Source organism: Enterococcus sp. DIV1206 (genome assembly GCF_051712485.1).
Taxonomy (GTDB): domain Bacteria; phylum Bacillota; class Bacilli; order Lactobacillales; family Enterococcaceae; genus Enterococcus; species Enterococcus faecalis.
This window is the reverse complement of the sequence record NZ_JBIOOZ010000001.1, coordinates 134,690-157,221: the sequence shown is the minus strand read 5'-3', so window position 1 is coordinate 157,221 and position 22,532 is coordinate 134,690. Positions and strand designations below refer to the sequence as shown.

The window sequence follows — 22,532 nt, the reverse complement described above, 5'->3', positions numbered from 1 at the left end:
AATTCTTTCTTTTTTATTCTATTAACCAATCCGGCGCATTGGAATATCATTGTTATCTGGATGAACCAATAAATATTGAATAACATCAATATTGCTTGCTTGGAATGAGGCTGCACATGCTTGCAAATATAAGTCCCACATTCGATAGAAGCGCTCGCCTTTTTCGTCAACAATTTCTGTTTCTATATTATGGAAGTTTTTTGTCCAATGTTCCAACGTCAATTGATAATCTCTGCGCAAACTTTCCAAGTCAATCACTTGCAAGTCGTTTTCTGTCATATGGCCGACTAGCTCAGTGACACCAGGAATATAGCCACCTGGGAAAATATAACGATTAATCCAAGCATTTTTAGCCCCACCTTGTTGGCGACTGATCCCATGAATCAACGCCGTACCTTTAGGCGCTAAGTTTCGTTGAACGACGTCAAAATATTCATGTAGATTTTCCGCACCGACATGTTCAAACATCCCAACACTCGTAATATGGTCAAAAGACTCTCCTTTTAAATCACGATAATCCATCAATTTGACAGTCATTCGATCTTGTAGACCTTCTTTTTCTATAATATGGCGAATATGATGAAATTGCTCTTCACTTAATGTAATCCCAGTTGCTTTGGCTCCATATTCTTTCACCGCAGTTAAAATTAACGTGCCCCAGCCGCAGCCAATATCCAGTAAAGTGTCGCCCTCTTTGATAAACAATTTATCTAAAATATGATGCACTTTATTCACTTGCGCTTGTTCTAATGTATCTTCAGGCGTTTTAAAATAAGCACATGAATACGTCATTGTTTGGTCAAGCCATTTTTTGTAAAAATCATTTCCTAGATCGTAATGGCTGTGAATATCCTCTTGCGAGCGTTTTTTTGAATGACTTTCTTTAGGAAGCCATTTAATAAATTTAGCATTGTGTAAAAAGCTATCCTTTTGGTTATACACATCATAAATCAGTGCTTGGATATCGCCTTCGATTTCAATTTTGCGATCCATGTAGGCTTCCCCTAAAGTTAACGAAGCGTTATTCAGTAAATCCTTCACAGGAATTTTTTCATTGAATACAATTTTAAAAACCGGATCCCCCGACCCTTGCCCATACTCTTTGACGGTACCATCCCAGTATGTGACTTGTGTCTTTTTTGAAAAAGACCATTTAAACAGTTGACTGTACGTTTCTTTTTCTAACATTGCATACCCTCCATTAAATACCATTTGAAGCCAAAACAAAAAGAAGTCGCTTTCCGGTAGTTCGTCAAAACAAACACCACAGTCCGTTCTAAACTGAAGCACAGAAAAGTTAACACCCCTTCTATGTTCCGCTTCTTTTTTTGCAATTACAGTTCTATTCTACTCCTCTTTTAAAAATTTGAACATTCTTTTAACGTAATACCTACTATTGTTATTCTTTATCACAAAAAAACTAGAGCCAGTCCTTGACAGACTCCTCTAGTTCTAAACATTATGCTTTCTTACGCATCCGTTGTTCCGCATGGGTGTATGCACCATGCCACACGTGCCCCACATAAGGATTAACTTGAATACCGTGTTTAATCGCCGCCGCTACAAATTTTTTTGCTAAAGTTACTGCTTCTAACACCGAATAACCTTTCGCCAAGCCAGCTGTGATCGCCGCTGAAAAAGTACAACCTGCACCATGATTATAATCAGTAGGATATAATTCATTTTCCAAAAGATGCGCGGTGTGACCATCGTAAAACAAGTCCAGTGCTTTTTCACCAGCTAAGCGATGTCCCCCTTTAACCACGACATGTTTGGCTCCCATTTGTACAATTCGTTTTGCCGCTTCTTCCATCTCCGCCACGGAAGAAATTTCGCCTAAACCAGATAAGATGCCCGCTTCAATTAAATTAGGCGTAGCAACTAATGCTAATGGCAGTAAATCGTTTTTTAGGCCTTCCACACTTTTGGGTTGCAGAATTTGTGCCGTTCCCTTACAAGCAATGACTGGGTCAATCACGACTTTTTGAATTTTTTCTTGTTTAATGTATTTGCTAGCCATTTTAATATTTTGTTCATTGCCCATCATCCCTGTTTTCAAGGCCGCTACTGGACCGCCTGCAAAAACCGAAATCAATTGTTTTTCTAAGAGCGTTTCTGGCAATTCAGTTACTTCATGTGACCAGCCTGTCGTAGGATCCATCGTCACAATCGAGGTTAAACTTGAAAATCCAAAAACTCCATACTCTTCAAATGTTTTTAAATCTGCTTGAATCCCTGCCCCTCCAGTTGAATCGGAGCCTGCAATCGTCAATACTTTTTCCATTAAATCACCTAACCTTTTTCTCCAAGTATACGGAAGAAACAAGTCTGCTAAAACAGCCAATTGGCTTATTTTTTAGCCAGCCAATTCCTAAACAAAAAAAAGACCAGAGAATAAATTCTCTGGTCTTACGTCCGAATACCCCAGTTTTTCACGCTGGTTAAAACTATAGTTAAAAAGTTAATTATTTAACGATTTCAGTAACAACGCCTGAACCTACAGTACGTCCGCCTTCACGAATAGAGAAACGAGTTCCGTCTTCGATAGCGATTGGGTGAATTAATTCAACGTCCATAGCAACGTTATCACCAGGCATTACCATTTCAGTACCTTCTGGCAATTCTACAACACCAGTAACGTCTGTTGTACGGAAGTAGAATTGAGGACGGTAGTTAGTGAAGAATGGAGTGTGACGTCCGCCTTCTTCTTTTGATAATACGTATACTTCAGCTTTGAATTTTGTGTGTGGAGTGATTGTAGCTGGTTTAGCTAATACTTGTCCACGTTCGATATCTTCACGTGCTACACCACGTAATAAAGCACCGATGTTGTCGCCTGCTTCAGCGTAGTCTAATAATTTACGGAACATTTCAACACCTGTAACAGTTGTTTTAGATGTTTCGTCTTTAATACCAACGATTTCAACTTCGTCACCAACGCGAACTTCACCACGTTCAACACGGCCTGTAGCAACAGTACCACGTCCAGTGATTGAGAATACGTCTTCGACTGGCATCATGAATGGTTTGTCAGTATCACGTTCTGGAGTTGGGATATATTCGTCAACTGCAGCCATTAATTCTAAGATTTTTTCTTCATAAGACTCGTCGCCTTCTAAAGCTTTCAAAGCAGAACCTGCGATAACTGGAACATCATCGCCTGGGAAATCGTATTCTGATAATAAGTCACGAACTTCCATTTCTACTAATTCTAATAATTCTTCGTCATCAACCATATCCATTTTGTTTAAGAATACAACGATGTATGGTACACCAACGTTACGTGATAATAAGATATGTTCACGTGTTTGAGGCATAGGACCATCAGCAGCAGAAACTACTAAGATAGCTCCGTCCATTTGAGCAGCACCAGTGATCATGTTTTTAACGTAGTCCGCGTGTCCTGGGCAGTCAACGTGTGCATAGTGACGAGTTTCAGTTTCATATTCGATATGAGAAGTGTTGATTGTGATTCCACGTTCTTTTTCTTCTGGAGCGTTATCGATAGAATCGTAGCTTTGTGCTTCCCCGCCACCGTGTTTTGATAATACAGTAGCAATTGCAGCTGTTAATGTAGTTTTACCATGGTCAACGTGTCCGATAGTACCAATGTTAACATGGGATTTAGAACGGTCAAATTTTTCTTTTGCCATTTTGAATGTTCCTCCTAAAAATATAAATTTTATTGTTTGTTTTATATGTGATAGACGTTACTAAAAATCGTCTGATCATCATAAGCTATTTTACACGAAATCTTGAAAAAAGGATAGTTCTAAAAACAAACCTTTTATTCTCAAGGAAAATTATGCGTTGCCGCCGTTTTTCTTGATGATTTCTTCTTGAACAGACTTAGGTACGTCTTCATAGTGGTCAAATACCATCATAAATGTACCGCGTCCTTGTGTTGCTGAACGTAATGTTGTAGCATAACCAAACATTTCAGCTAAAGGTACCATCGCATTAACGATTTGAGAGTTACCGTGTGCTTCCATACCTTCAACACGTCCACGACGACTTGTTACGTGTCCCATGATATCACCTAAGTAATCTTCAGGAACAGTAATTGTAACTTTCATCATTGGTTCTAAAATAACTGGGTTTGCATTTTTAGCCGCAGCTTTCAATGCCATAGAAGCAGCTACACGGAAGGCCGTTTCATTTGAATCGACATCGTGGTATGAACCATCGTAAAGTTTTGCTTTGATATCAACTAATGGATAACCAGCAAGAACACCGTTGTTCATAGAGTCTTCTAACCCTTTTTCAACTGCTGGGATGTATTCACGAGGAACCACACCACCGACAATTGCGTTTTCAAACTCGAAGCCTTTACCTTCTTCATTTGGTGTAAATTCAACCCATACGTGACCGTATTGTCCTTTACCACCAGACTGACGAACGAATTTACCTTCTGCTTTAGTCGCAGCACGGAATGTTTCGCGGTAAGATACTTGAGGAGCACCTACGTTAGCTTCAACTTTGAATTCACGTTTCATACGGTCTACTAAAACGTCTAAGTGCAATTCACCCATACCAGAGATAACTGTTTCACCAGTTTCAACGTTTGTTTCAACGCGGAATGATGGATCTTCTTCAGCAAGTTTTTGTAGAGCCACGCCCATTTTATCTTGGTCAGCTTTTGATTTAGGTTCAACAGCGACTTGGATAACTGGATCAGGGAATTCAATAGATTCAAGAATAACTGGTGCATCTAATGCACATAATGTATCACCAGTTGTTGTGTCTTTCAGACCAACAGCAGCAGCGATATCACCAGAGTACACTTTGTCAATTTCTTGACGAGTGTTGGCGTGCATTTGTAGGATACGACCGATACGTTCTTTTTTGCCTTTTGAAGCGTTCAATACGTATGAACCACTTTCAAGGACACCAGAATAAACACGGAAGAAAGTTAAACGACCTACGAATGGGTCAGTCATAACTTTAAATGCTAATGAAGCGAAAGGTGCTTCGTCATCAGCTGGACGAGTTGTTTCTTCGTCTGTTTTAGTATCGATCCCTTTGATAGCATCGATATCTAATGGAGATGGTAAGTAATCAAGAACAGCGTCCAACATTAATTGAACCCCTTTATTCTTGAATGCTGAACCAGCTAATACAGGGAAGAACTCAACGTTGATTGTTGCTTGACGGATACCAGCGACTAATTCTTCTTCAGTGATTTCTTCACCTTCAAGATATTTCATCATTAAGTCTTCGTCAGTTTCAGCAACAGCTTCAACTAATTTTTCGCGCCATTCTTGCGCTTTTTCTAAATAATCTTCAGGAATATCAGTTTCTTGAATATCTGTTCCCAAATCATTTGTGTAGATTTCAGCTTTCATTTTAATCAAGTCAATGATTCCAGTGAAGTCTTCTTCAGCTCCGATTGGAATTTGAATTGGATGAGCGTTTGCTTGTAAACGATCATGTAATGATTCTACTGAATAGAAGAAGTCCGCACCGATTTTATCCATTTTGTTACAGAATACAATACGAGGAACTTTATATTCAGTCGCTTGACGCCAAACAGTTTCTGTTTGAGGTTCTACACCTGATTGAGAGTCAAGAACTGTTACCGCACCATCTAATACGCGTAGAGAACGTTGTACTTCAATTGTGAAGTCCACGTGTCCTGGAGTATCGATGATATTTACACGGTAGCCTTTCCACTGTGCAGTTGTCGCAGCGGATGTAATCGTGATACCACGTTCTTGTTCTTGTTCCATCCAGTCCATTTGTGAAGCACCTTCATGGGTTTCACCGATTTTATGGATTTTACCAGTGTAGTACAAGATACGCTCAGTTGTTGTTGTTTTACCAGCATCAACGTGGGCCATGATACCAATGTTACGAGTTTTTTCAAGTGAAAATTCTCTTGCCATTTTGTATGTTTACTCCTCTCTTTATTTAAATCGATTGTAAATTGACTTTCTGCTGCCACTTTACGCGACAGACAGAGAGGATCTTACCAACGATAATGAGCAAATGCGCGGTTTGCGTCTGCCATTTTGTGTGTGTCTTCGCGTTTTTTAACAGAAGCGCCAGTGTTGTTAGCAGCATCCATGATTTCTTTCGCTAGACGTTCTTCCATTGTGTGTTCACCACGTAGACGTGCGTAGTTAACTACCCAACGTAAACCTAAAGTTGTACGACGTTCTGGACGAACTTCAACTGGTACTTGGTAGTTAGAACCCCCAACACGACGTGCTTTAACTTCAAGAACAGGCATAACGTTTTTCATTGCTTGTTCAAAAACTTCCAATGGATCGTTACCTGTAGATTCTTTGATGATATCAAATGAATTATAGATAATGTTAGCAGCAATCCCGCGTTTACCGTCAACCATTACACGGTTGATTAAGCGAGTTACTAATTTTGAGTTATAAATTGGATCTGGTAAAACATCACGTTTTGCAACAGGACCTTTACGAGGCATCCGTAACTCCTCCTTCCGAAATATGATTTTTCAAGTTGTTATTGTCTTATTATAATTAAGCTTTAGGACGTTTTGTACCGTATTTAGAGCGGCTTTGTTTACGGTCGTTAACACCGGCAGTATCAAGCGCACCACGAACGATATGGTAACGTACCCCTGGTAAGTCTTTTACACGTCCACCACGTAATAATACCACGCTGTGTTCTTGTAAGTTGTGACCGATACCTGGGATATAAGCTGTAACTTCGATTAAGTTTGACAAACGAACACGGGCATATTTACGTAAAGCTGAGTTCGGTTTTTTAGGTGTCATCGTACCCACACGTGTACAAACTCCACGTTTTTGCGGAGAGTTAACGTTTGTTTGAGTTTTCTTAAAACTGTTATATCCTTTGTTTAAGGCTGGTGAATCAGATTTTTCTACTTTAGATTTACGAGGTTTACGTACTAATTGGTTAATTGTAGGCATTCCTTGTTCTCCTCCTTCCTTACTTCGCTTCTAGTTCCACACATCCAGGTGGTTCTTTTTTCGCGATAAAAAATAATGCAATCTCTGCACTCTTTATCAAATATGCTTTGATAGACAGTCAGCACGTCCCTATAAGGAACCTGTAGATAAAGCACCTTTGTTAGGATACCACGATAAGTATCAGCTGTCAACCCTCTTCTTTCGCCTTTCGAAAAAAAGCTTTTCCTTCTATTTAAACGCACTTTTCCTTTAAAAATTTTTATGACTTTTTCAAAAACTTTCTATCTTTTTTAGTTAATTAACGGTACAATATCTTTGACTATTGAAGGGGGCGGAAAACAGCGATGAATCTGAAACAAATGGTAGGAATCGAAGCTGCAAAATATGTAGAAGACGGCATGATTGTCGGTTTGGGTACTGGCTCAACAGCAAAATTTATGGTAGACGAAATTGGTCGTCGCATAAAAGAAGAAGGATTGTCAATCGTGGGGGTTACTACTTCAAAAGAAACAGAGAAACAAGCCTTGGCCTTGGGCATTCCTTTAAAAAGTATTGATGAGGTTCCGTATGTGGATCTTACGATTGATGGCGCCGATGAAATCAGCGCTGATTTTCAAGGAATCAAAGGCGGTGGGGCTGCCTTACTTTTTGAAAAAATTGTGGCCACTTATTCAAAGAAATGTATTTGGATTGTGGATAAATCAAAAATGGTGGACGATTTAGGAGCTTTCCCACTTCCAGTTGAGGTTGTTCCTTATGGCAGCCGCCAACTAGTGCATTTATTTGAAGAAAAAGGCTATCACCCAACACTTCGTTTAAACGCTGCTGGCGAAACATTAATAACAGATGGAGGCCACCATATCATCGATTTGCATTTAGAAAAAATTACAGATCCAGAAGCTTTAGGTTCTTATTTAGACAACTTGGTTGGCGTCGTTGAACACGGCTTATTTTTAAATATGGTTTCTATGGTAATCGTCGGTTATGAAGCTGGACCGAAAACCTTACATGTTCCCGCACGTTAAGAATGTGTGAAAAAAGATTATTTATATAGGAAGGATAATATATGAAACGAATTGGTTATGCACGCACAACTATTATTGAAGACGATTTAAAAAATCAACTAACCACTCTCCAATCGTTTGGTTGTGATGATATTTTCCAAGAGACATTTGATCCTCAAGCGGAGATCAGTGTCTTAGACGAAGTCGAAAAACTTCTTTCTGCTGGGGATACACTTATTGTTTGTAAATTGCACCATTTAGGTAAAACAACCCGCCAATTAACAGACTTTATGAAAATGTTAAAGAAAAAACAAGTTGATTTTGTCAGCATTTCAGAAGGAATTGATACTCACCTTCCAACAGGTGAAGCCTATTTCCAATTAATGGAGAGCTTATCTGCGATGGAATGTGCACTAATTAAAGAACGAACACTCGTTGGGCTCCACAAAGCTCGTGAAAACGGAAAAGTAGGTGGACGTCCAAAAATTGATGGACGTACCGTCCGCAAAATCCGTGCATTATATTATGAAAACAAAGAAACAATCCAATTTATTTCTAATAAATGCGGCGTTTCGGTGGGCACTTGTTATAAGTACATCAATTTACCTGAGACAGATGTCGAGCGGCTGTATTCCTAAGAATAAAAAAGAAGTCCTTCAGATGGGGCTTCTTTTTTGATTCGATTTCACTCTAATTTTTCAGCAACTTTCACGTTTTTTTACTATTTTCCATTGGAAATCTTGCGCAAAACGGTGTACAATAAACGTGGAAATCTTATTTTCAGAAAACTAAACTCAAAGGAGAGCTTATACATGCCAAAATTAGTTTTTTCTCGTCATGGACTTAGCGAATGGAATGCCTTAAACCAATTTACTGGATGGGCTGACGTAGATTTAGCACCTGAAGGTGTTGAAGAAGCAAAAGAAGGCGGCCGTAAAATTAAAGAAGCAGGCATCGAATTCGACGTTGCTTATACTTCTGTTTTAACTCGTGCCATCAAAACTTGTAACTATTTACTAGAATACTCAGATCAATTATGGGTACCTCAAATCAAATCTTGGCGCTTAAACGAACGTCACTATGGTAAATTACAAGGACTAAACAAAAAAGAAACTGCTGAAAAATACGGAGACGAACAAGTCCACATCTGGCGTCGTTCTTACGATACTCTTCCTCCATTAATGGAAGCAACAGATGAAGGTTCTGCAGCAAACGACCGTCGTTATGCAATGTTAGACCAACGCGATATTCCTGGTGGCGAAAACTTGAAAGTTACTTTGGAACGTGCATTACCATTCTGGCAAGATGAAATTGCGCCAGCTTTAAAAGACAACAAAACTGTCTTAGTAGCGGCTCATGGTAATTCATTACGTGCTTTAGCTAAACACATCGAAGGCATTTCTGATGAAGATATTATGGATCTTGAAATCCCAACAGGTAAACCATTAGTTTATGAATTAAACGATGATTTAACTGTGAAAGAAAAATACTACTTATAAGAACTTGTTTCTTATTAACAAAAGCGGTTTGCCTTGGCAAACCGCTTTTTTATGGATTAAATAAATTGACTTTCGGTTAAACAATCTTTATAAATCGCTACTATGTCCGCTACATCCAATGGTATATAAGCCTTTTCGGCAATTGCACTATGGTCCACAGCTTGTTGTGCCATTTCTTCAAATTTATCTGCTTCGATGCCAACTTCTGGTAATGTCATTGGAATGCCACAAGCCACAAAGTAATCATATAATGCTTGAATACCTTTTTTCGCTGCTACTTCCTCTTCTTGTTCGACTATTCCCCAAACATTTCGAGCAAATTGCGCAAACTTGCCTACGGTTTGTTCAGACAAAACGTAATTCATCCAACGAGGCGTTAAAATTGCTAAGCCAATCCCATGCGTAATGTCATAAAACGCACTTAATTCATGTTCCATTGGGTGACAAGACCAAACACCTTGTTTGCCGCGCCCTGTTAAACCATTTAAGGCTAAACTGCTTGCCCACATTAAATTAGCACGTGCATCATAATCTTCTGGATTTTCTAAAGCAATAGGACAATTTTTGATAACCGTTCGCATTAAGCCTTCTGACACAAAATCTTGGACGTCCGTGCCTGTCGAAATACTAAAATAGTTTTCAATCAAATGACTGAAAATATCCGCTGAGCCAGCTGCTGTTTGATTTTGAGGAACCGTAAAAGTATTCGTTGGATCCAAGAACGAAACTTTTGGAATCATATTCGGACCACCAAAGCCTAATTTTTGATTGGTTTCTAAGTTAGAAATGACAGCACCTGCGTTCATTTCACTACCTGTCGCTGCTAAAGTCAAGATGGTCACGATTGGTAAAGCAGGACCTGTATACCCTTTTCTGGCTGCAATGACTGTCCAGATATCTTCTTCCGAATAAAAGCCCGCAGCTATTGCTTTGGAACAGTCAATGGTTGAACCACCGCCAACTGCTAAAATAACATCGACTTGGTTTTCTTTACACAACTCAATTCCTTTTCTAACGGTTTCAATGCGCGGGTTTGGTTCGACACCGCTCAACTCAATCAATGTATGCCCGTTTTTTTGGGCCAAATCAGTAATTTGTTGGTACAAGCCATTACGTTTGATACTACCGCCACCATAAACAAGTAAGACATTTTTGCCAAATTGATCTAACACAGCAGGTAATTCGTCTAAACGATCTTTCCCAAAACGGATGTCTGTTGGTACATAAAAATTAAAGTTTTCCATTCTTTCATCCTCCATTCAATGCTCTTACGCATTTATCATACTATTTTTTCAAAAATCCGCCAATCAAAAAGCCGAGCAAATGACAGTTGCTTTCACAACGACCAATTGACCCAGCTTTTGATTCTTTTTTATAACGAATCGCTTGTTTTGATTAACAAATAAAGAAAATAAGGCGCACCGATGATCGCAACAATAATCCCTGCAGGCATTTCTCCATTGCCAGGCAATAGCCGACCAATCGTATCACTAACCAACAAAAGTAAACTCCCAAACAACGCCGCCAATGGCAATACCTGTTTTTGTTGCGTAAAACCACATTTGCGAGCAATATGTGGCGCAAGTAAACCTAAAAAATTAATTCCCCCTGTAACGGAAATCGCTGATGCCGCCAACATCACCGCTAACAGCAACGAAACGATTCGTTCTTTTTTCACAGCAACACCTACAGAAATAGCTGTTTCGTCCCCCAATTGTAAAATATCCAACAGACGATGACGCTTCATCGCAAAAAAGAACCCGATGACTAGCCAAGGCAACAAAGCGCCCACAAAGAACCAATTACTACCCCAGATACTGCCTGCTTGCCACATTGTAACAAAACGGTACTTTTCAGTGTCAATTTTTGATGTAATTAATAAGGTGAGTGCTGAAATACCCGTACTCAAAATGACACCCGCTAAGACCATTCGAACTGGCGTCAATCCTAAACGATGATGATACGCGATTACTAAAATCCCAACAGCCGCTAGCAAGCCGCCAACTAAGGCCACGAGCGGAAGTGCAAACGTTGTGATACTTGTCGTCTCAACAAAACTAATAAACAAAATCACTGCCAAACCCGCACCCGCATTAATGCCTAAAATCCCAGTATCTGCTAACGGATTCCGAGTAATCCCTTGAAGAATAGCGCCGCTTAAGCCTAAAGCTGCGCCCGCAAGGACCGCTAGCACAATCCGTGGTAACCGAAAATCCCAAACTAACAGTTGTTTGGCCTGACTTCCCTGTCCCAAAAGAAGGGCTTTTAAATCCATGACGGAAACAGATAATTCCCCTTGCGTTAAACTGATACAAGCAGTTAGGATAATCCCAACTATTAAGACAGCCACCCAACGGGACACTTTTTTCTGTGTCATCCTAGTTGCCCTCCTTTACGAAATAAATAAAGAAAGAATGGGATGCCAATTAAGGCCGTGATAATCCCAAATGGTGTTTCAAAAGGCGGATTCACCATTCGAGCGATTAAATCTGCCACCAAAACGAGGAGCGCACCGCCTAACGCCGAGAACGGAATCAAGCGACGGTAATTTTCTCCAGAAACTGTTCGCATCACATGAGGCACCACCAAACCAACAAAACTGACCGAGCCAACCAGCGCCACAGACAATCCTGATAAAAGCAAAATCGTTATACTGGCAAACAACCGAATACGCTGCGGATTTCGCCCCAAACCAATTGTTGCATCATCGCCAAACCGTAAAATAGTCATCGACGGACTAATCAGAACTGCTAATGCAAATGCGCCCAGAAAGATCGGGACGACTATTTTTAATTGTGCCCAAGAAATAACGCTGACACCGCCAAGAAACCAAAACGTTAACTCTTGACTCAAATTGAACTGAATGGCTAAGAATTGACTAAATGATAAAAAAAGGGCACTAATACCAGCTCCCACCAAGGTCAGACGCATGGGGCTTGCTCCTCGAATTGAATGATTAGAAAGATAATAAATCAGTGCCACACTCACGCCAGCACCAAGAAAAGAAACAACTAAAAGCCACCAATAACTTGCCTGAGGGAGGAAAGCAAAAACAAGCGCTAAGCCCAAGCCAGCCCCAGCATTGATACCCAGCAAGCCAGAATCTGCCAATGGGTTTTGCGTAATCCCTTGCGTTAACGCCCCACTCACCGCTAAACTTGCCCCCACAAAAGCGGCCCCTAAAATCCGCGGCAACCGAACCGTTTGGATGACTTGATGCGCTTGATTGGTCGCATCGAAGTGCGTAAATGATTCAATAATCGTTTGAATCGAAACCGACGTCGCACCAAACATCAGCGACAGAAGCATTGTCCCCAGTAGCAAAAAAAGACAGACAAGTAACACTTGCCATTGGTGTCTATAAAATCCGCTTATGCCTTTCATCCATCCAGCTCCATTTCCATCAACTCATAAGAAAGCACTAGTGGCCGCTGTGTCTGACTATGGTAACTAATTTCTGCTTGAATAGCGAAAACATCTGCTAAGCCAGTAACAGTAATCACTTCTTGCGGTGTTCCTTCATTGATAATCTTTCCCTCTTTCATCGCAATCACGCGATCAGAAAAACGAGAAGCTAAATTAATATCATGAATCGTCATCACGATAGTTTTTTGATGTTCTTGATTAATTCGTTTTAACACATTTAAAATTTCTAGCTGATGCGCTGGATCCAAATAGGTGGTCGGTTCATCTAAAATTAAAATATCTGTATCCTGCACTAGCGCCATAGCAATCCAAACCCGTTGACGTTGTCCACCTGATAAAATTGCCACAGACTCTCTAGCTAACTCAGTTAAGCCTGTTAATTCTAATGCCCATTGTATGTACTCTTGATCTTCTTTGGTGACACTTTTCCAGCCCGATTGATAAGGATATCGCCCGAAAGAGACGAGGTCAAAAACAGATAAATCGATTGTATTTTCTGGCGTTTGTGATAAGATCGCTAGTTCTTGCGCCACTTCTTTTGAAGAAAAATGTTGAAGTTCTTGGTTCTTAATGAACACCTTGCCTTTCTCAGCTGGCAAAATACGCGCAAGTGTTTTTAACAAGGTCGATTTGCCACAACCATTTGGTCCAATAATACTTGTAATAGTTCCCGCTTCAAATGAACAGTTCAGCGCTTCACTAATCACTTGACGACCATATCCTGTAGTTAAGTCCTCTGCCTCTAAATAATTCATAACCATTCCTCTTTAATTTTTCTGTCGTTATTTTACATTTATTGAGAATCGTTCTCACTCATTGTTCCTTGATTATAAAAGACCCTTCCTTAAAAAGCAATGTTTCTTCCAATCAAAAAAACGAATTATCTAAAAATGCAACTTATTTGCTCAAAAAAACAAGCGATGATTGACAAACGGTCGTTTTTAATTGATAATGAGAATCGTTATCAACTAAAAATAAAGGAGTTACACAATGAAACTTTTAAAAAAGACGGTCCTAATTGGTACCACCCTTCTTCTTGGTTCATTCTTACTCGGAGCTTGTGGTAATACGAATAAAGAAGCCAATAACGCTGACAAAACACATGAAGTAACAGATACCTTAGGCAATAAAGTAACCGTCCCCGCGAAACCCAAACGGATTATTGCGAGCTATTTAGAAGATTATCTAGTTGCACTAGGAGAAAAACCAGTGGCACAATGGACAGTTGGACAAGGCAGCATTCAAGATTATTTAGCGAAAGAATTGAAAGATATCCCCACTATTTCCTATGACTTGCCATATGAAGCGGTTCTAAAATTTGAACCTGACTTATTATTAATCAGTTCATCTGCTCTAGTTGAAGGCGGTAAATACAAAGAATACAGTAAAATTGCGCCAACTTATGTAGTCAAAAACGGCGAAAATGTCACCTGGCGTGATCAATTGGAAGATATTGCCACTGTTTTAGATAAAAAAGAACAAGCGAAAAAAGTGTTAGAAGATTATGATACCTTAACCAAAGGCGTCCAAGAAGACCTTGGCAAAAAAGATGCTGGCAAATCTGCGGCAGTCTTATGGGTAACCAACAACCAAGTCTTTATGGTTAGCGATAATCGCTCAAGCGGAACCGTGCTCTATCAGGACTTAGGCCTCCAAGTTCCAAAATTAGTGGAAGAAATTTCTAAAAATGCTACTGCGGATTGGAATCAAGTTTCTTTAGAAAAATTAGCTGAGCTTGACGCAGACCACATTTTCCTTGTAAACAGTGATGAATCAGCACCTCTTTTCCAAGAAGCAATTTGGAAGAACTTACCTGCTGTGAAAAATAACCAAGTTCATACCTATGATAAAAAAAGTAGTTGGTTATACAACGGACCTATTGCGAATACTCAAATTGTTGAAGATGTAAAAAAAGCGCTCTTAAATTAAAAAAAATGCTTGGATGAAAATAATCATCCAAGCATTTTTTAATTAGCAATTGCCGTTTCTAAACCAACTTCAATCATTTCATTAAACGTCGTTTGGCGTTCTTCTGCCGTTGTTTCTTCGCCTGTCACCAAGCTATCACTCACCGTCATAATCGCCAATGCTTCTACATCAAATTTTGCTGCTAAATAATATAACATTGCCGCTTCCATTTCAATCGCTAATACCCCGTATCGACCTAAACGAAAGACATCATCTAAGCTATCTTTGTAAAAAACATCATCTGACAATACGTTACCAACATGGGTAGTAAAGCCTTTTGCTTTAGCAATTTCGTAAGATTTGAGTAAAAGATCAAAGCTCGCAATTTGTGGAAAATCATATTTAGGAAAATCATTGCGAATCGCGGAAGAAGGTGTCGCTGCTGCTTGTGCGATAACTAATTCACGAACGTTGACTTTTTCTGAAATAGAACCACACGTACCAACACGAATTAACTTCTTCACATTGTAAGAGTTAATTAACTCATGGGCATAAATACCTGCTGAAGGCATCCCCATCCCTGTCCCTTGAACCGAAACACGCTGTCCCTTATACGTTCCTGTGTAACCTAACATCCCACGAACTTGATTATAGCAGACAGGATTCTCTAAAAAAGTTTCCGCAATATATTTTGCTCGGAGGGGATCCCCTGGTAGTAAAATTTTATCGGCAATTTCACCTGGTTTTGCTTCGATATGCACACTCATTCTGGTTTACTCCTTTTTTATAAAGCTGCTAGTGTTGCTTTCACTAACTCTTTGAATTGTCCTTTAACGCGTTCAGTTGTTTCAACTACTTCTGCATGATTTAAGCTACTTTGCATACCAGCTGCTAAATTCGTAATACAAGAGATGCCTAGTACTTTCATGCCACTATGCACAGCTACAATGACCTCCGAAACAGTTGACATGCCAACTGCATCCGCACCCATCGTCCGTGACATCCGAATTTCTGCAGGCGTTTCATATGTCGGGCCAGAAAAGCCCATATACACGCCTTCTTTTAAATCAATATTTTGTTCCGCAGCCACTTTTTTTGCCACTTCCCGATATTCTTGCGTGTAAGCATGACTCATATCTGGAAAACGCGGCCCGATTTCTTCATCATTTTCACCAATTAACGGATTATCGCCTGTAAAATTAATGTGGTCATTGATTAACATCAAATTCCCCGGTGTATATGTTTCATTTACGCCACCAGCTGCGTTGGTTACAATCATTGAATGAATGCCTAAAGCAGCCATCACACGAACGGGATAAGTGACCGTTTGCATCGAATGTCCTTCATAATAATGAAAACGTCCTTGCATCGCCAAAACTTTTTTTCCAGAAAGCGTTCCGTAAACTAATTGTCCAGCATGTCCAACGACTGTTGAAACAGAAAAATGGGGAATTTCAGAGAAAGGAATAGCAATCGCATCGGTTATTTCATTAGCTAATTCACCTAACCCAGAACCTAAGATTAGACCGAAGTCTGCTTGTTGCACCCCTTTTTCTTTCAAAAACTCAGTTGTTTCGTTTAAATGGTTCGTTAACGTTGTCATGTGTTGCCTCCTCGAATTATTGTAATTGATTTAAAAAGCTTTGACCGTTTTCCGTTGCAGGAACTTCAAAGTTTTCAGCAATCGTTGCTGAAATATCTGAATAAAATCCTTGTGGCAAGCTGCCTTGTTTTGTCATTTTTTTACTATAAGCCAATAAAGGTACATATTCACGTGTGTGGTCTGTTCCTGGGAAAGTTGGGTCATTCCCGTGATCTGCTGTAATTAAAAGCAAATCATCTTCGGCCATAGCTGCCATAATCTCTGGCAAACGACCATCAAAATCTTCGATGGCTTTTGCATAGCCCTTTACATCACGACGGTGGCCATACAGCGCATCGAAATCCACTAAGTTAGTAAAACTTAAACCTGTGAAATCTTTGTTCATGACCGTTAATAATTGATCCACCCCATCCATATTGCTCTTCGTGCGGATAGCTTCAGTAATTCCTTGTCCATTAAAGATGTCGTTAATTTTCCCAACAGCGATCACATCATTGCCGTTTTCTTTCAACGAATCTAAAACAGTATGGCCAAAAGGATCTAAAGCATAGTCATGACGGTTACTGGTTCGAGTGAAATTACCTGGTTCACCAACATACGGGCGAGCGATAATCCGACCAATCATATAAGGTTCGTCTTTCGTAATGTCACGAACATATTGACAAATTTTATACAATTCTTCTAATGGAATAATGTCTTCATGCGCCGCAATTTGTAAAACAGGGTCCGCTGAAGTATAAACGATTAAATCCCCTGTTTTCATTTGATGTTCGCCGTAATCATCAATGACTGCTGTCCCGCTATATGGTTTGTTACAAACAACTTTTCGCCCAGAAAAATCTTCAATTTGTTTCAGTAATTCTTCAGGAAAGCCGTTTGGGAATACTCGAAAAGGTTTTTTGATGTTCAAGCCCATAATTTCCCAGTGACCGGTCATAGTATCTTTTCCAACAGAAATTTCTTCTAATTTGGTGGCATAGCCATCGTGGTCTGCCACTGCTTTGACACCTGTTAAAGGAGCAATAGTTCCCAATCCAAGTTTTTCTAAATGAGGAATGGTTAGTCCCGCTTCTTTGGCAATATGACCCAGTGTATCACTGCCGACATCTCCAAATTTTTCAGCATCTGGTGCTTCACCAATACCGACTGAATCTAGTACGATTAAATGAACACGTTTAAACACACTTGCTTCCTCCTCTAAGGTCGTAAATACGTCAAGAATGACAATTATTTTACGCTAGCCTTTTAAATAGTCTCGAGAATCAAACAGAATAATCTATTTATTCTCAGCTCTTCAATTATACCATGAATCCGCTATTATTGCCTGAAAGAGCATTAAAATTTTCACTGATTCCTTCGATTTTAGCAGGGCTTAAAAATTGAAAGAAAAAAAGTCTCCCACCGTAATTAGGAAACTTTTTTATTGTTTTTTTCGAATAGCCTGCTCTTTAAAAAGAACACGACTCTTTATACAATCGAAACTTTTAACACTCCAAGCGGTCTCCCTCTTTTGGCACATTTAAATACCAGATAACCGCTTCTGATAAAATCACACCAATGCCAATGGGCGGATAAAAATAAATGCCGATATATCCGATTGCGAAAAGACAAAGATGAATGATTTTTGTTGCCTTACTATAAGATTTCGATTTTCTTAACTTAGCTGCACCTTGTGGATCTTTCACTACATTGTCTTCATAAATGATCCTTGTTAGCAAGAAGTAGGCAAAATCCCAAACCGTATACACAACAAGATAAAAATAAACAGGTGCCCGCATCCACCAAAATTCACTCACCCAAGCAGTTGCTACCGGAATGAAGGCCATGGAGAATAACCAAAAATTATTTGCCCAAAACGCTTTTTTAGAAAACCAATGAGTTACGGACATTATGTAATGATGATTGTACCAAGCGATACAGATAAAAATAAAACTGACAATAAACGATAAAAAATAGGGGATATTTTCTATCAAACCTGCCAAAACACCCACTTGAGGGGTTTTAATTTCTAAAATCATGATGGTCATGATGATGGCAATGACTGCATCACTAAATGCTTCTACGCGTGTTTTATTCATTGAACGTCCTCCACTTTTCCTATGCTTACTACAAACAAAAGTATAGCAGAAAAACCAACGATTTTTGAAAAAAAGCTGCTAGACCTGTTGGTTTTTTTCAAAATTTCGACACTTCCTTCGAATTGTAAAAAACAGCCAAAGGAAAAAAGTTAAGTCTCCTTTATCAACTCGCTTTTTTGCAGTGAAGCAGTACCTAATGTCGCTTGTGTTCAACTGATTATCCTAAGAAAAGAAATGGCCCCCCGTCGCTTTGACGGAGGGCCTATTTATTTTATTATTTCGTTTTGACGTAATTTTTCCCGTTCGCTTTTGGTCCCGATGATTTTCCGAAGAACACAACTAGGACTAAAATGGTCAATACGTATGGTGCTGCTTGTAGATAAACTTTTGGAATTTCTGAAATAATTGGTAAGTTTTCCCCAGCAATACTTAAGTTTTGTGCAAAACCAAAGAATAAGGCTGCGCCCATTGCCCCAAGTGGATTCCATTTACCAAAGATCATTGCGGCCATTGAAATAAACCCTTGTCCTGCAATTGTGGTAATCCCAAAACGACCCGCAATACTTTGAGCAAAGACAGCTCCGCCCATACCGCCTAAGAAGCCGGATAGCAAGACGCCAGAATAACGCATTAAGTAGACATTAATTCCCAATGTATCTGCCGCTTGTGGATGTTCCCCCACAGAACGTAACCGTAAGCCAAAACGTGTTTTATAAATGACAAACCAAGCTAAAATCGCAATCAAAATTGCTACGAAAGCTGGCAAAGAGGTTTTTGCAAAGAATAGTTCACCAATCACTGGAATTTTTGACAATCCTGGGAAAGAAAAATAACCAAATGATTGTGTAATCATATCTGTTTGTCCTTTTTGATAAATAACTTTTACTAGGAAAACCCCTAGCGCCGGTGCCATCAAGTTAATGACAGTACCACTGATAATATGATCTGCTCGTAAGTTAATAGTTGCAACGGCATGTAAGAGAGAAAAGACAATCCCGACAACGCCTCCTACTAAACAAGCAATCCATGGTGTCGCCGCGCCAAATGTATCAGCAAACGTCAAGTTAAAAACGACCGAACTGAAAGCGCCCATTACCATAATACCTTCTAAACCAACGTTAACCACACCACTTCGTTCTGAGAACGTTCCGCCTAATGCTGTCAAGATGAGCGGAGTTGCATACACTAATGTTTGCGTGATGATTGAGGAAATTGTTGCTAAATCCATTAGATGTCTCCCCCCTCTTGATTGTTTTTGTCTGGCGCCGCTTCAATTGTTTCTACAATCGCTACTTCTTTTTTACTACCAGACGCTTTTGCTAACAAGAAACGAATTAAATAACTAATTCCCACAAAGAAAATAATCGCTGCAATAACAACATCAACTAATTCGGTTGGTACACCAGCTATCAACGGCATTCCTTGTCCACCAAGTTTTAACATCCCGAACAGTAATGCGGAAAGTAAAATCCCGATTGAGCTACCTGCTCCTAATAGAGACACGGCCATACCATCGAACCCAATGCTCAACGATGTGTTTTGAATAAAGAAGTTTTGGAAAGTTCCCAATCCTTGGACCGCACCACCTAAGCCAGCTAGCGTTCCTGAAATCATCATGGATAAAATAATTGTTCGCTTGCTGCTCATTCCAGCATACTCAGAAGCAAATGGGTTTAACCCCACCGACCGAATTTCAAAGCCAAGCGTTGTTTTTTTCATCAAGAACCACACAAGGATAAGGAAAATGAAGGCCAAGAAAATGCCGATGTTCAAACGAGAGCCATCACTGATACTTGTTAAAAACGGTGAGCGTAATGATGCATTCGCACCAATCATTTTGGTGATCCCTTTGTTCGCCATAATACTTGGTTTCATGACATTATTAGCAATATGATTTCCTGTGTACAATAAAATATAATTCAACATAATTGTAACAATAACTTCACTCGTTCCAAAATAGGCACGCAAGAAACCTGGAATGGCTGCTGCTAAAGCTCCTGCAACCGCGCCAACAATAATCGCCACCGGCAACGCAATCATCCGGGGTGCATCAGGCATGGATAAAGCGACCCAAATACTAGCCACCCAACCACATAAGGCTTGTCCAGAAAGCCCGATATTAAAGAATCCAGCCGAATTAGCCACCGAGAATCCTAAAGCGGTAAAAATCAACGGTGCTGCGGTGACAAAAATCTCACCAATACTTTTCTTTCCTTGGAAAGCTGTTTCAAACATCGCTTGATACCCAGCCACTGGGTCATAGCCAAAGATAACCATAATAATTGCCCCTAAGAGGAAACCCATAATAACAGATAACACAGGGACTAAAATATTTCTTATTTTTTCAGAACGATTATTCAACAGTTTCACCTGCCTCTACTTTTGATAACTCAGCACGGGCTTCTTCCAATGAGTAGCCAGCCATTAACAAGCCCAATTCATTTTCTGTCGTTTCTTTCGGATCAACAATTCCGACAATTTCCCCCGCATGAATAACAGCGATACGATCAGAAACGTTCAAAATTTCGTCTAATTCAAAACTTACTAATAAAACAGCTTTATTTTTATCTCTTTGTTCAATTAGTCGACGATGAATGTATTCAATAGCTCCGACATCTAAACCGCGTGTTGGTTGAGAAACAATCAACAAATCTGGATCGCGGTCAACTTCTCGGGCAATAATCGCTTTTTGCTGATTCCCACCTGAAAGCGCCCGAGCTGGTACTAATTCATTAGGAGTCCGTACATCATATTCTTCAATTAATTCACGGGCGTGTTTGTTAATCATTCGATAGTTTAAAATACCTGTTGAACTGTATGGTTTTTGGTAATACGTTTGTAGGCCAATATTTTCAGCCAATGTCATCTCTAATACCAAGCCATATTTATGTCGGTCTTCAGGAACGTGGGCGACACCCATTTCCGTAATTTCACGAGGTTTGCGATTAGTAATCTCTTTTTCATTCAAATGAATGGACCCGTTTTCGACTTTGGTTAATCCTGCCAAGGCTTGGATTAATTCTGTTTGTCCATTGCCATCAATCCCCGCAATCCCAACAACTTCCCCTGCTCGGACATCTAAGCTAAGATTTTTCACCGCATCTAAGCCGCGGCTTTCTTTCACTACTAAATCTTTAATTGATAAAATTGTTTCTTTCGGTTGCGCTGGTTTTTTCTCTGTTTTGAAAGAAACAGAACGGCCCACCATCATATCGGCTAACTGTTGCGAAGAAACGTCTTTCACATTGACGGTGCCAATACTTTGCCCCCGGCGAATGACCGTACAACGGTCCGCTACTTTTTTAATTTCATCTAACTTATGTGTAATTAAAATGATCGATTTGCCTTCATCGGTTAGTTCTTTCAAAATAATCATTAATTCATCAATTTCTTGTGGCGTTAATACTGCGGTTGGTTCGTCAAAAATTAAAACGTTCGCACCACGATATAAGGTCTTTAAAATTTCAACCCGTTGTTGCATACCTACAGAAATATCGCGAATATAGGCATTGGGATTTACATCCAACCCGTATTGCTTAGACACTTCTTCAATCTCTTTTTTCGCTTTTTTCCGGTCTAAAATACCGCCATGGGTAGGTTCACTACCTAAGATAATATTTTCAGTCACAGTAAAGGCTTCAACTAACATAAAATGCTGATGGACCATTCCGATTCCTAAACGATTGGCTGCAGTAGGACTTGTAATGTTGACTTTTTCGCCATTCATATAAATCTCACCTGAGGTCGGTTCCAATAGCCCTGATAAGATATTCATCAAGGTCGACTTGCCTGCACCATTTTCACCTAGCAGTGCGTGGATTTCACCAGGTTTTACTTGTAAATCAATTTGGTCGTTGGCTTTGAACATCCCAAATTCTTTGGTGATTTTACGCATCTCAATTACGTTTTCTTCTTGAGACAAGGTCTATTCACTTCCTAACAAAATTATATTGGCAATACTTTAGAGGGTAATTTTGACCCTTAACTAAGTAGTTGAAGAACCTCAACTATTTAGTTAAAAATCCAAACATCATAAAGGGTTTCCTTGGCAGCCGTCGCTGCCAAGGACCACTTCATTTTTAGAAGGAACAATAATGAGCCCTTCT

Annotated in this window: 21 protein-coding genes; 4 read left to right on the top strand and 17 right to left on the bottom strand. The window is 39.7% G+C overall.

The annotated features are described in order from the left end of the window. Positions 1-21: 21 nt before the first annotated feature. From IGK86_RS00690 to rpsL, 6 genes are all read right to left on the bottom strand, one after another. The gene (locus tag IGK86_RS00690; protein WP_002389616.1) at positions 22-1,188 is read right to left on the bottom strand and encodes an SAM-dependent methyltransferase; all 1,167 of its coding nucleotides are present in this window, start codon (positions 1,186-1,188) and stop codon (positions 22-24) included. Positions 1,189-1,459: 271 nt separating this feature from the next. Next, the gene (gene thiD / locus IGK86_RS00685; protein WP_002364530.1) at positions 1,460-2,284 is read right to left on the bottom strand and encodes a bifunctional hydroxymethylpyrimidine kinase/phosphomethylpyrimidine kinase; all 825 of its coding nucleotides are present in this window, start codon (positions 2,282-2,284) and stop codon (positions 1,460-1,462) included. Between the two features lie 181 nt (positions 2,285-2,465). Continuing rightward, a complete protein-coding gene (gene tuf / locus IGK86_RS00680; RefSeq protein WP_002356194.1) occupies positions 2,466-3,653 on the bottom strand; it encodes an elongation factor Tu in 1,188 nt (395 codons plus the stop codon). A 150-nt stretch (positions 3,654-3,803) separates the two neighbouring features. Beyond that, a complete protein-coding gene (gene fusA, locus IGK86_RS00675) occupies positions 3,804-5,885 on the bottom strand; it encodes an elongation factor G (protein WP_002356192.1) in 2,082 nt (693 codons plus the stop codon). A gap of 83 nt (positions 5,886-5,968) precedes the next feature. After that, positions 5,969-6,439, bottom strand: coding sequence for a 30S ribosomal protein S7 (gene rpsG / locus IGK86_RS00670; protein ID WP_002356191.1), 471 nt, complete (start codon positions 6,437-6,439; stop codon positions 5,969-5,971). A 55-nt stretch (positions 6,440-6,494) separates the two neighbouring features. Further along, complete coding sequence (gene rpsL, locus IGK86_RS00665) at positions 6,495-6,908, bottom strand: 30S ribosomal protein S12 (protein WP_002356190.1); 414 nt, start codon at positions 6,906-6,908, stop codon at positions 6,495-6,497. A 344-nt stretch (positions 6,909-7,252) separates the two neighbouring features. Between rpsL and rpiA the strand changes: the two genes are divergently transcribed. The 3 genes from rpiA to gpmA all read left to right on the top strand — a co-directional run bounded on the left by rpiA (position 7,253) and on the right by gpmA (position 9,411). Then, positions 7,253-7,933 (top strand): ribose-5-phosphate isomerase RpiA, encoded by a 681-nt coding sequence (rpiA, locus tag IGK86_RS00660; protein WP_016616706.1) that lies wholly within the window; start codon positions 7,253-7,255, stop codon positions 7,931-7,933. A 41-nt stretch (positions 7,934-7,974) separates the two neighbouring features. After that, complete coding sequence (locus IGK86_RS00655) at positions 7,975-8,550, top strand: recombinase family protein (protein ID WP_010713621.1); 576 nt, start codon at positions 7,975-7,977, stop codon at positions 8,548-8,550. Positions 8,551-8,724: 174 nt separating this feature from the next. Further along, entirely contained in the window at positions 8,725-9,411 is a 687-nt protein-coding gene (gene gpmA / locus IGK86_RS00650; protein ID WP_002359343.1) for a 2,3-diphosphoglycerate-dependent phosphoglycerate mutase, read from the top strand. A gap of 56 nt (positions 9,412-9,467) precedes the next feature. Here the strand turns inward: gpmA and IGK86_RS00645 are convergent, their stop codons facing one another. From IGK86_RS00645 to IGK86_RS00630, 4 genes are all read right to left on the bottom strand, one after another. After that, the gene (locus IGK86_RS00645) at positions 9,468-10,655 is read right to left on the bottom strand and encodes an iron-containing alcohol dehydrogenase (protein WP_033627777.1); all 1,188 of its coding nucleotides are present in this window, start codon (positions 10,653-10,655) and stop codon (positions 9,468-9,470) included. 128 nt (positions 10,656-10,783) lie between these two features. Continuing rightward, a complete protein-coding gene (locus IGK86_RS00640; protein ID WP_016616704.1) occupies positions 10,784-11,788 on the bottom strand; it encodes a FecCD family ABC transporter permease in 1,005 nt (334 codons plus the stop codon). Further along, positions 11,785-12,795: a FecCD family ABC transporter permease gene (locus IGK86_RS00635; protein WP_016616703.1), complete on the bottom strand. Its 1,011-nt coding sequence runs from the start codon at positions 12,793-12,795 to the stop codon at positions 11,785-11,787. The genes IGK86_RS00640 and IGK86_RS00635 overlap by 4 nt, the downstream gene beginning before the upstream one ends. After that, complete coding sequence (locus tag IGK86_RS00630) at positions 12,792-13,598, bottom strand: ABC transporter ATP-binding protein (RefSeq protein WP_002373821.1); 807 nt, start codon at positions 13,596-13,598, stop codon at positions 12,792-12,794. Before IGK86_RS00630 ends, IGK86_RS00635 begins: the two co-directional genes overlap by 4 nt. Positions 13,599-13,827: 229 nt before the next feature. Here IGK86_RS00630 and IGK86_RS00625 point away from each other — a divergent pair, with 229 nt between their 5' ends. Then, on the top strand, positions 13,828-14,766 hold the full coding sequence (locus IGK86_RS00625; RefSeq protein WP_002373819.1) for an iron-hydroxamate ABC transporter substrate-binding protein: 939 nt from the start codon (positions 13,828-13,830) through the stop codon (positions 14,764-14,766). Positions 14,767-14,804: 38 nt separating this feature from the next. On the opposite strand, the gene deoD is transcribed toward IGK86_RS00625, so the two are convergent. The 7 genes from deoD to IGK86_RS00590 all read right to left on the bottom strand — a co-directional run bounded on the left by deoD (position 14,805) and on the right by IGK86_RS00590 (position 22,348). Further along, a complete protein-coding gene (gene deoD / locus IGK86_RS00620) occupies positions 14,805-15,512 on the bottom strand; it encodes a purine-nucleoside phosphorylase (RefSeq protein ID WP_002356181.1) in 708 nt (235 codons plus the stop codon). A 17-nt stretch (positions 15,513-15,529) separates the two neighbouring features. After that, positions 15,530-16,348: a purine-nucleoside phosphorylase gene (locus IGK86_RS00615; protein WP_002356180.1), complete on the bottom strand. Its 819-nt coding sequence runs from the start codon at positions 16,346-16,348 to the stop codon at positions 15,530-15,532. 16 nt (positions 16,349-16,364) lie between these two features. Further along, positions 16,365-17,531: a phosphopentomutase gene (gene deoB, locus IGK86_RS00610; RefSeq protein WP_002356179.1), complete on the bottom strand. Its 1,167-nt coding sequence runs from the start codon at positions 17,529-17,531 to the stop codon at positions 16,365-16,367. A 301-nt stretch (positions 17,532-17,832) separates the two neighbouring features. Continuing rightward, a complete protein-coding gene (locus IGK86_RS00605; RefSeq protein WP_002367631.1) occupies positions 17,833-18,426 on the bottom strand; it encodes a TMEM175 family protein in 594 nt (197 codons plus the stop codon). 274 nt (positions 18,427-18,700) lie between these two features. After that, complete coding sequence (locus IGK86_RS00600; RefSeq protein ID WP_002356172.1) at positions 18,701-19,654, bottom strand: ABC transporter permease; 954 nt, start codon at positions 19,652-19,654, stop codon at positions 18,701-18,703. Continuing rightward, entirely contained in the window at positions 19,654-20,787 is a 1,134-nt protein-coding gene (locus IGK86_RS00595) for an ABC transporter permease (protein WP_002356171.1), read from the bottom strand. Before IGK86_RS00595 ends, IGK86_RS00600 begins: the two co-directional genes overlap by 1 nt. Then, on the bottom strand, positions 20,780-22,348 hold the full coding sequence (locus tag IGK86_RS00590; RefSeq protein WP_438741912.1) for an ABC transporter ATP-binding protein: 1,569 nt from the start codon (positions 22,346-22,348) through the stop codon (positions 20,780-20,782). Before IGK86_RS00590 ends, IGK86_RS00595 begins: the two co-directional genes overlap by 8 nt. Between the last annotated feature and the right edge of the window lie 184 nt (positions 22,349-22,532).

What these genes read in the sequence shown, in the direction of transcription:
- IGK86_RS00630 (WP_002373821.1), bottom strand. Translation starts at nt 13,598, where the DNA reads ATGGTTATGAATTATTTAGAGGCAGAGGACTTAACTACAGGATATGGT.
- deoD (WP_002356181.1), bottom strand. Translation starts at nt 15,512, where the DNA reads ATGAGTGTGCATATCGAAGCAAAACCAGGTGAAATTGCCGATAAAATT.
- IGK86_RS00655 (WP_010713621.1), top strand. Translation starts at nt 7,975, where the DNA reads ATGAAACGAATTGGTTATGCACGCACAACTATTATTGAAGACGATTTA.
- rpsG (WP_002356191.1), bottom strand. Translation starts at nt 6,439, where the DNA reads ATGCCTCGTAAAGGTCCTGTTGCAAAACGTGATGTTTTACCAGATCCA.
- gpmA (WP_002359343.1), top strand. Translation starts at nt 8,725, where the DNA reads ATGCCAAAATTAGTTTTTTCTCGTCATGGACTTAGCGAATGGAATGCC.
- IGK86_RS00615 (WP_002356180.1), bottom strand. Translation starts at nt 16,348, where the DNA reads ATGACAACGTTAACGAACCATTTAAACGAAACAACTGAGTTTTTGAAA.
- IGK86_RS00645 (WP_033627777.1), bottom strand. Translation starts at nt 10,655, where the DNA reads ATGGAAAACTTTAATTTTTATGTACCAACAGACATCCGTTTTGGGAAA.
- IGK86_RS00640 (WP_016616704.1), bottom strand. Translation starts at nt 11,788, where the DNA reads ATGACACAGAAAAAAGTGTCCCGTTGGGTGGCTGTCTTAATAGTTGGG.
- IGK86_RS00605 (WP_002367631.1), bottom strand. Translation starts at nt 18,426, where the DNA reads ATGAATAAAACACGCGTAGAAGCATTTAGTGATGCAGTCATTGCCATC.
- thiD (WP_002364530.1), bottom strand. Translation starts at nt 2,284, where the DNA reads ATGGAAAAAGTATTGACGATTGCAGGCTCCGATTCAACTGGAGGGGCA.
- IGK86_RS00600 (WP_002356172.1), bottom strand. Translation starts at nt 19,654, where the DNA reads ATGGATTTAGCAACAATTTCCTCAATCATCACGCAAACATTAGTGTAT.
- tuf (WP_002356194.1), bottom strand. Translation starts at nt 3,653, where the DNA reads ATGGCAAAAGAAAAATTTGACCGTTCTAAATCCCATGTTAACATTGGT.
- IGK86_RS00625 (WP_002373819.1), top strand. Translation starts at nt 13,828, where the DNA reads ATGAAACTTTTAAAAAAGACGGTCCTAATTGGTACCACCCTTCTTCTT.
- fusA (WP_002356192.1), bottom strand. Translation starts at nt 5,885, where the DNA reads ATGGCAAGAGAATTTTCACTTGAAAAAACTCGTAACATTGGTATCATG.
- IGK86_RS00635 (WP_016616703.1), bottom strand. Translation starts at nt 12,795, where the DNA reads ATGAAAGGCATAAGCGGATTTTATAGACACCAATGGCAAGTGTTACTT.
- rpsL (WP_002356190.1), bottom strand. Translation starts at nt 6,908, where the DNA reads ATGCCTACAATTAACCAATTAGTACGTAAACCTCGTAAATCTAAAGTA.
- IGK86_RS00690 (WP_002389616.1), bottom strand. Translation starts at nt 1,188, where the DNA reads ATGTTAGAAAAAGAAACGTACAGTCAACTGTTTAAATGGTCTTTTTCA.
- rpiA (WP_016616706.1), top strand. Translation starts at nt 7,253, where the DNA reads ATGAATCTGAAACAAATGGTAGGAATCGAAGCTGCAAAATATGTAGAA.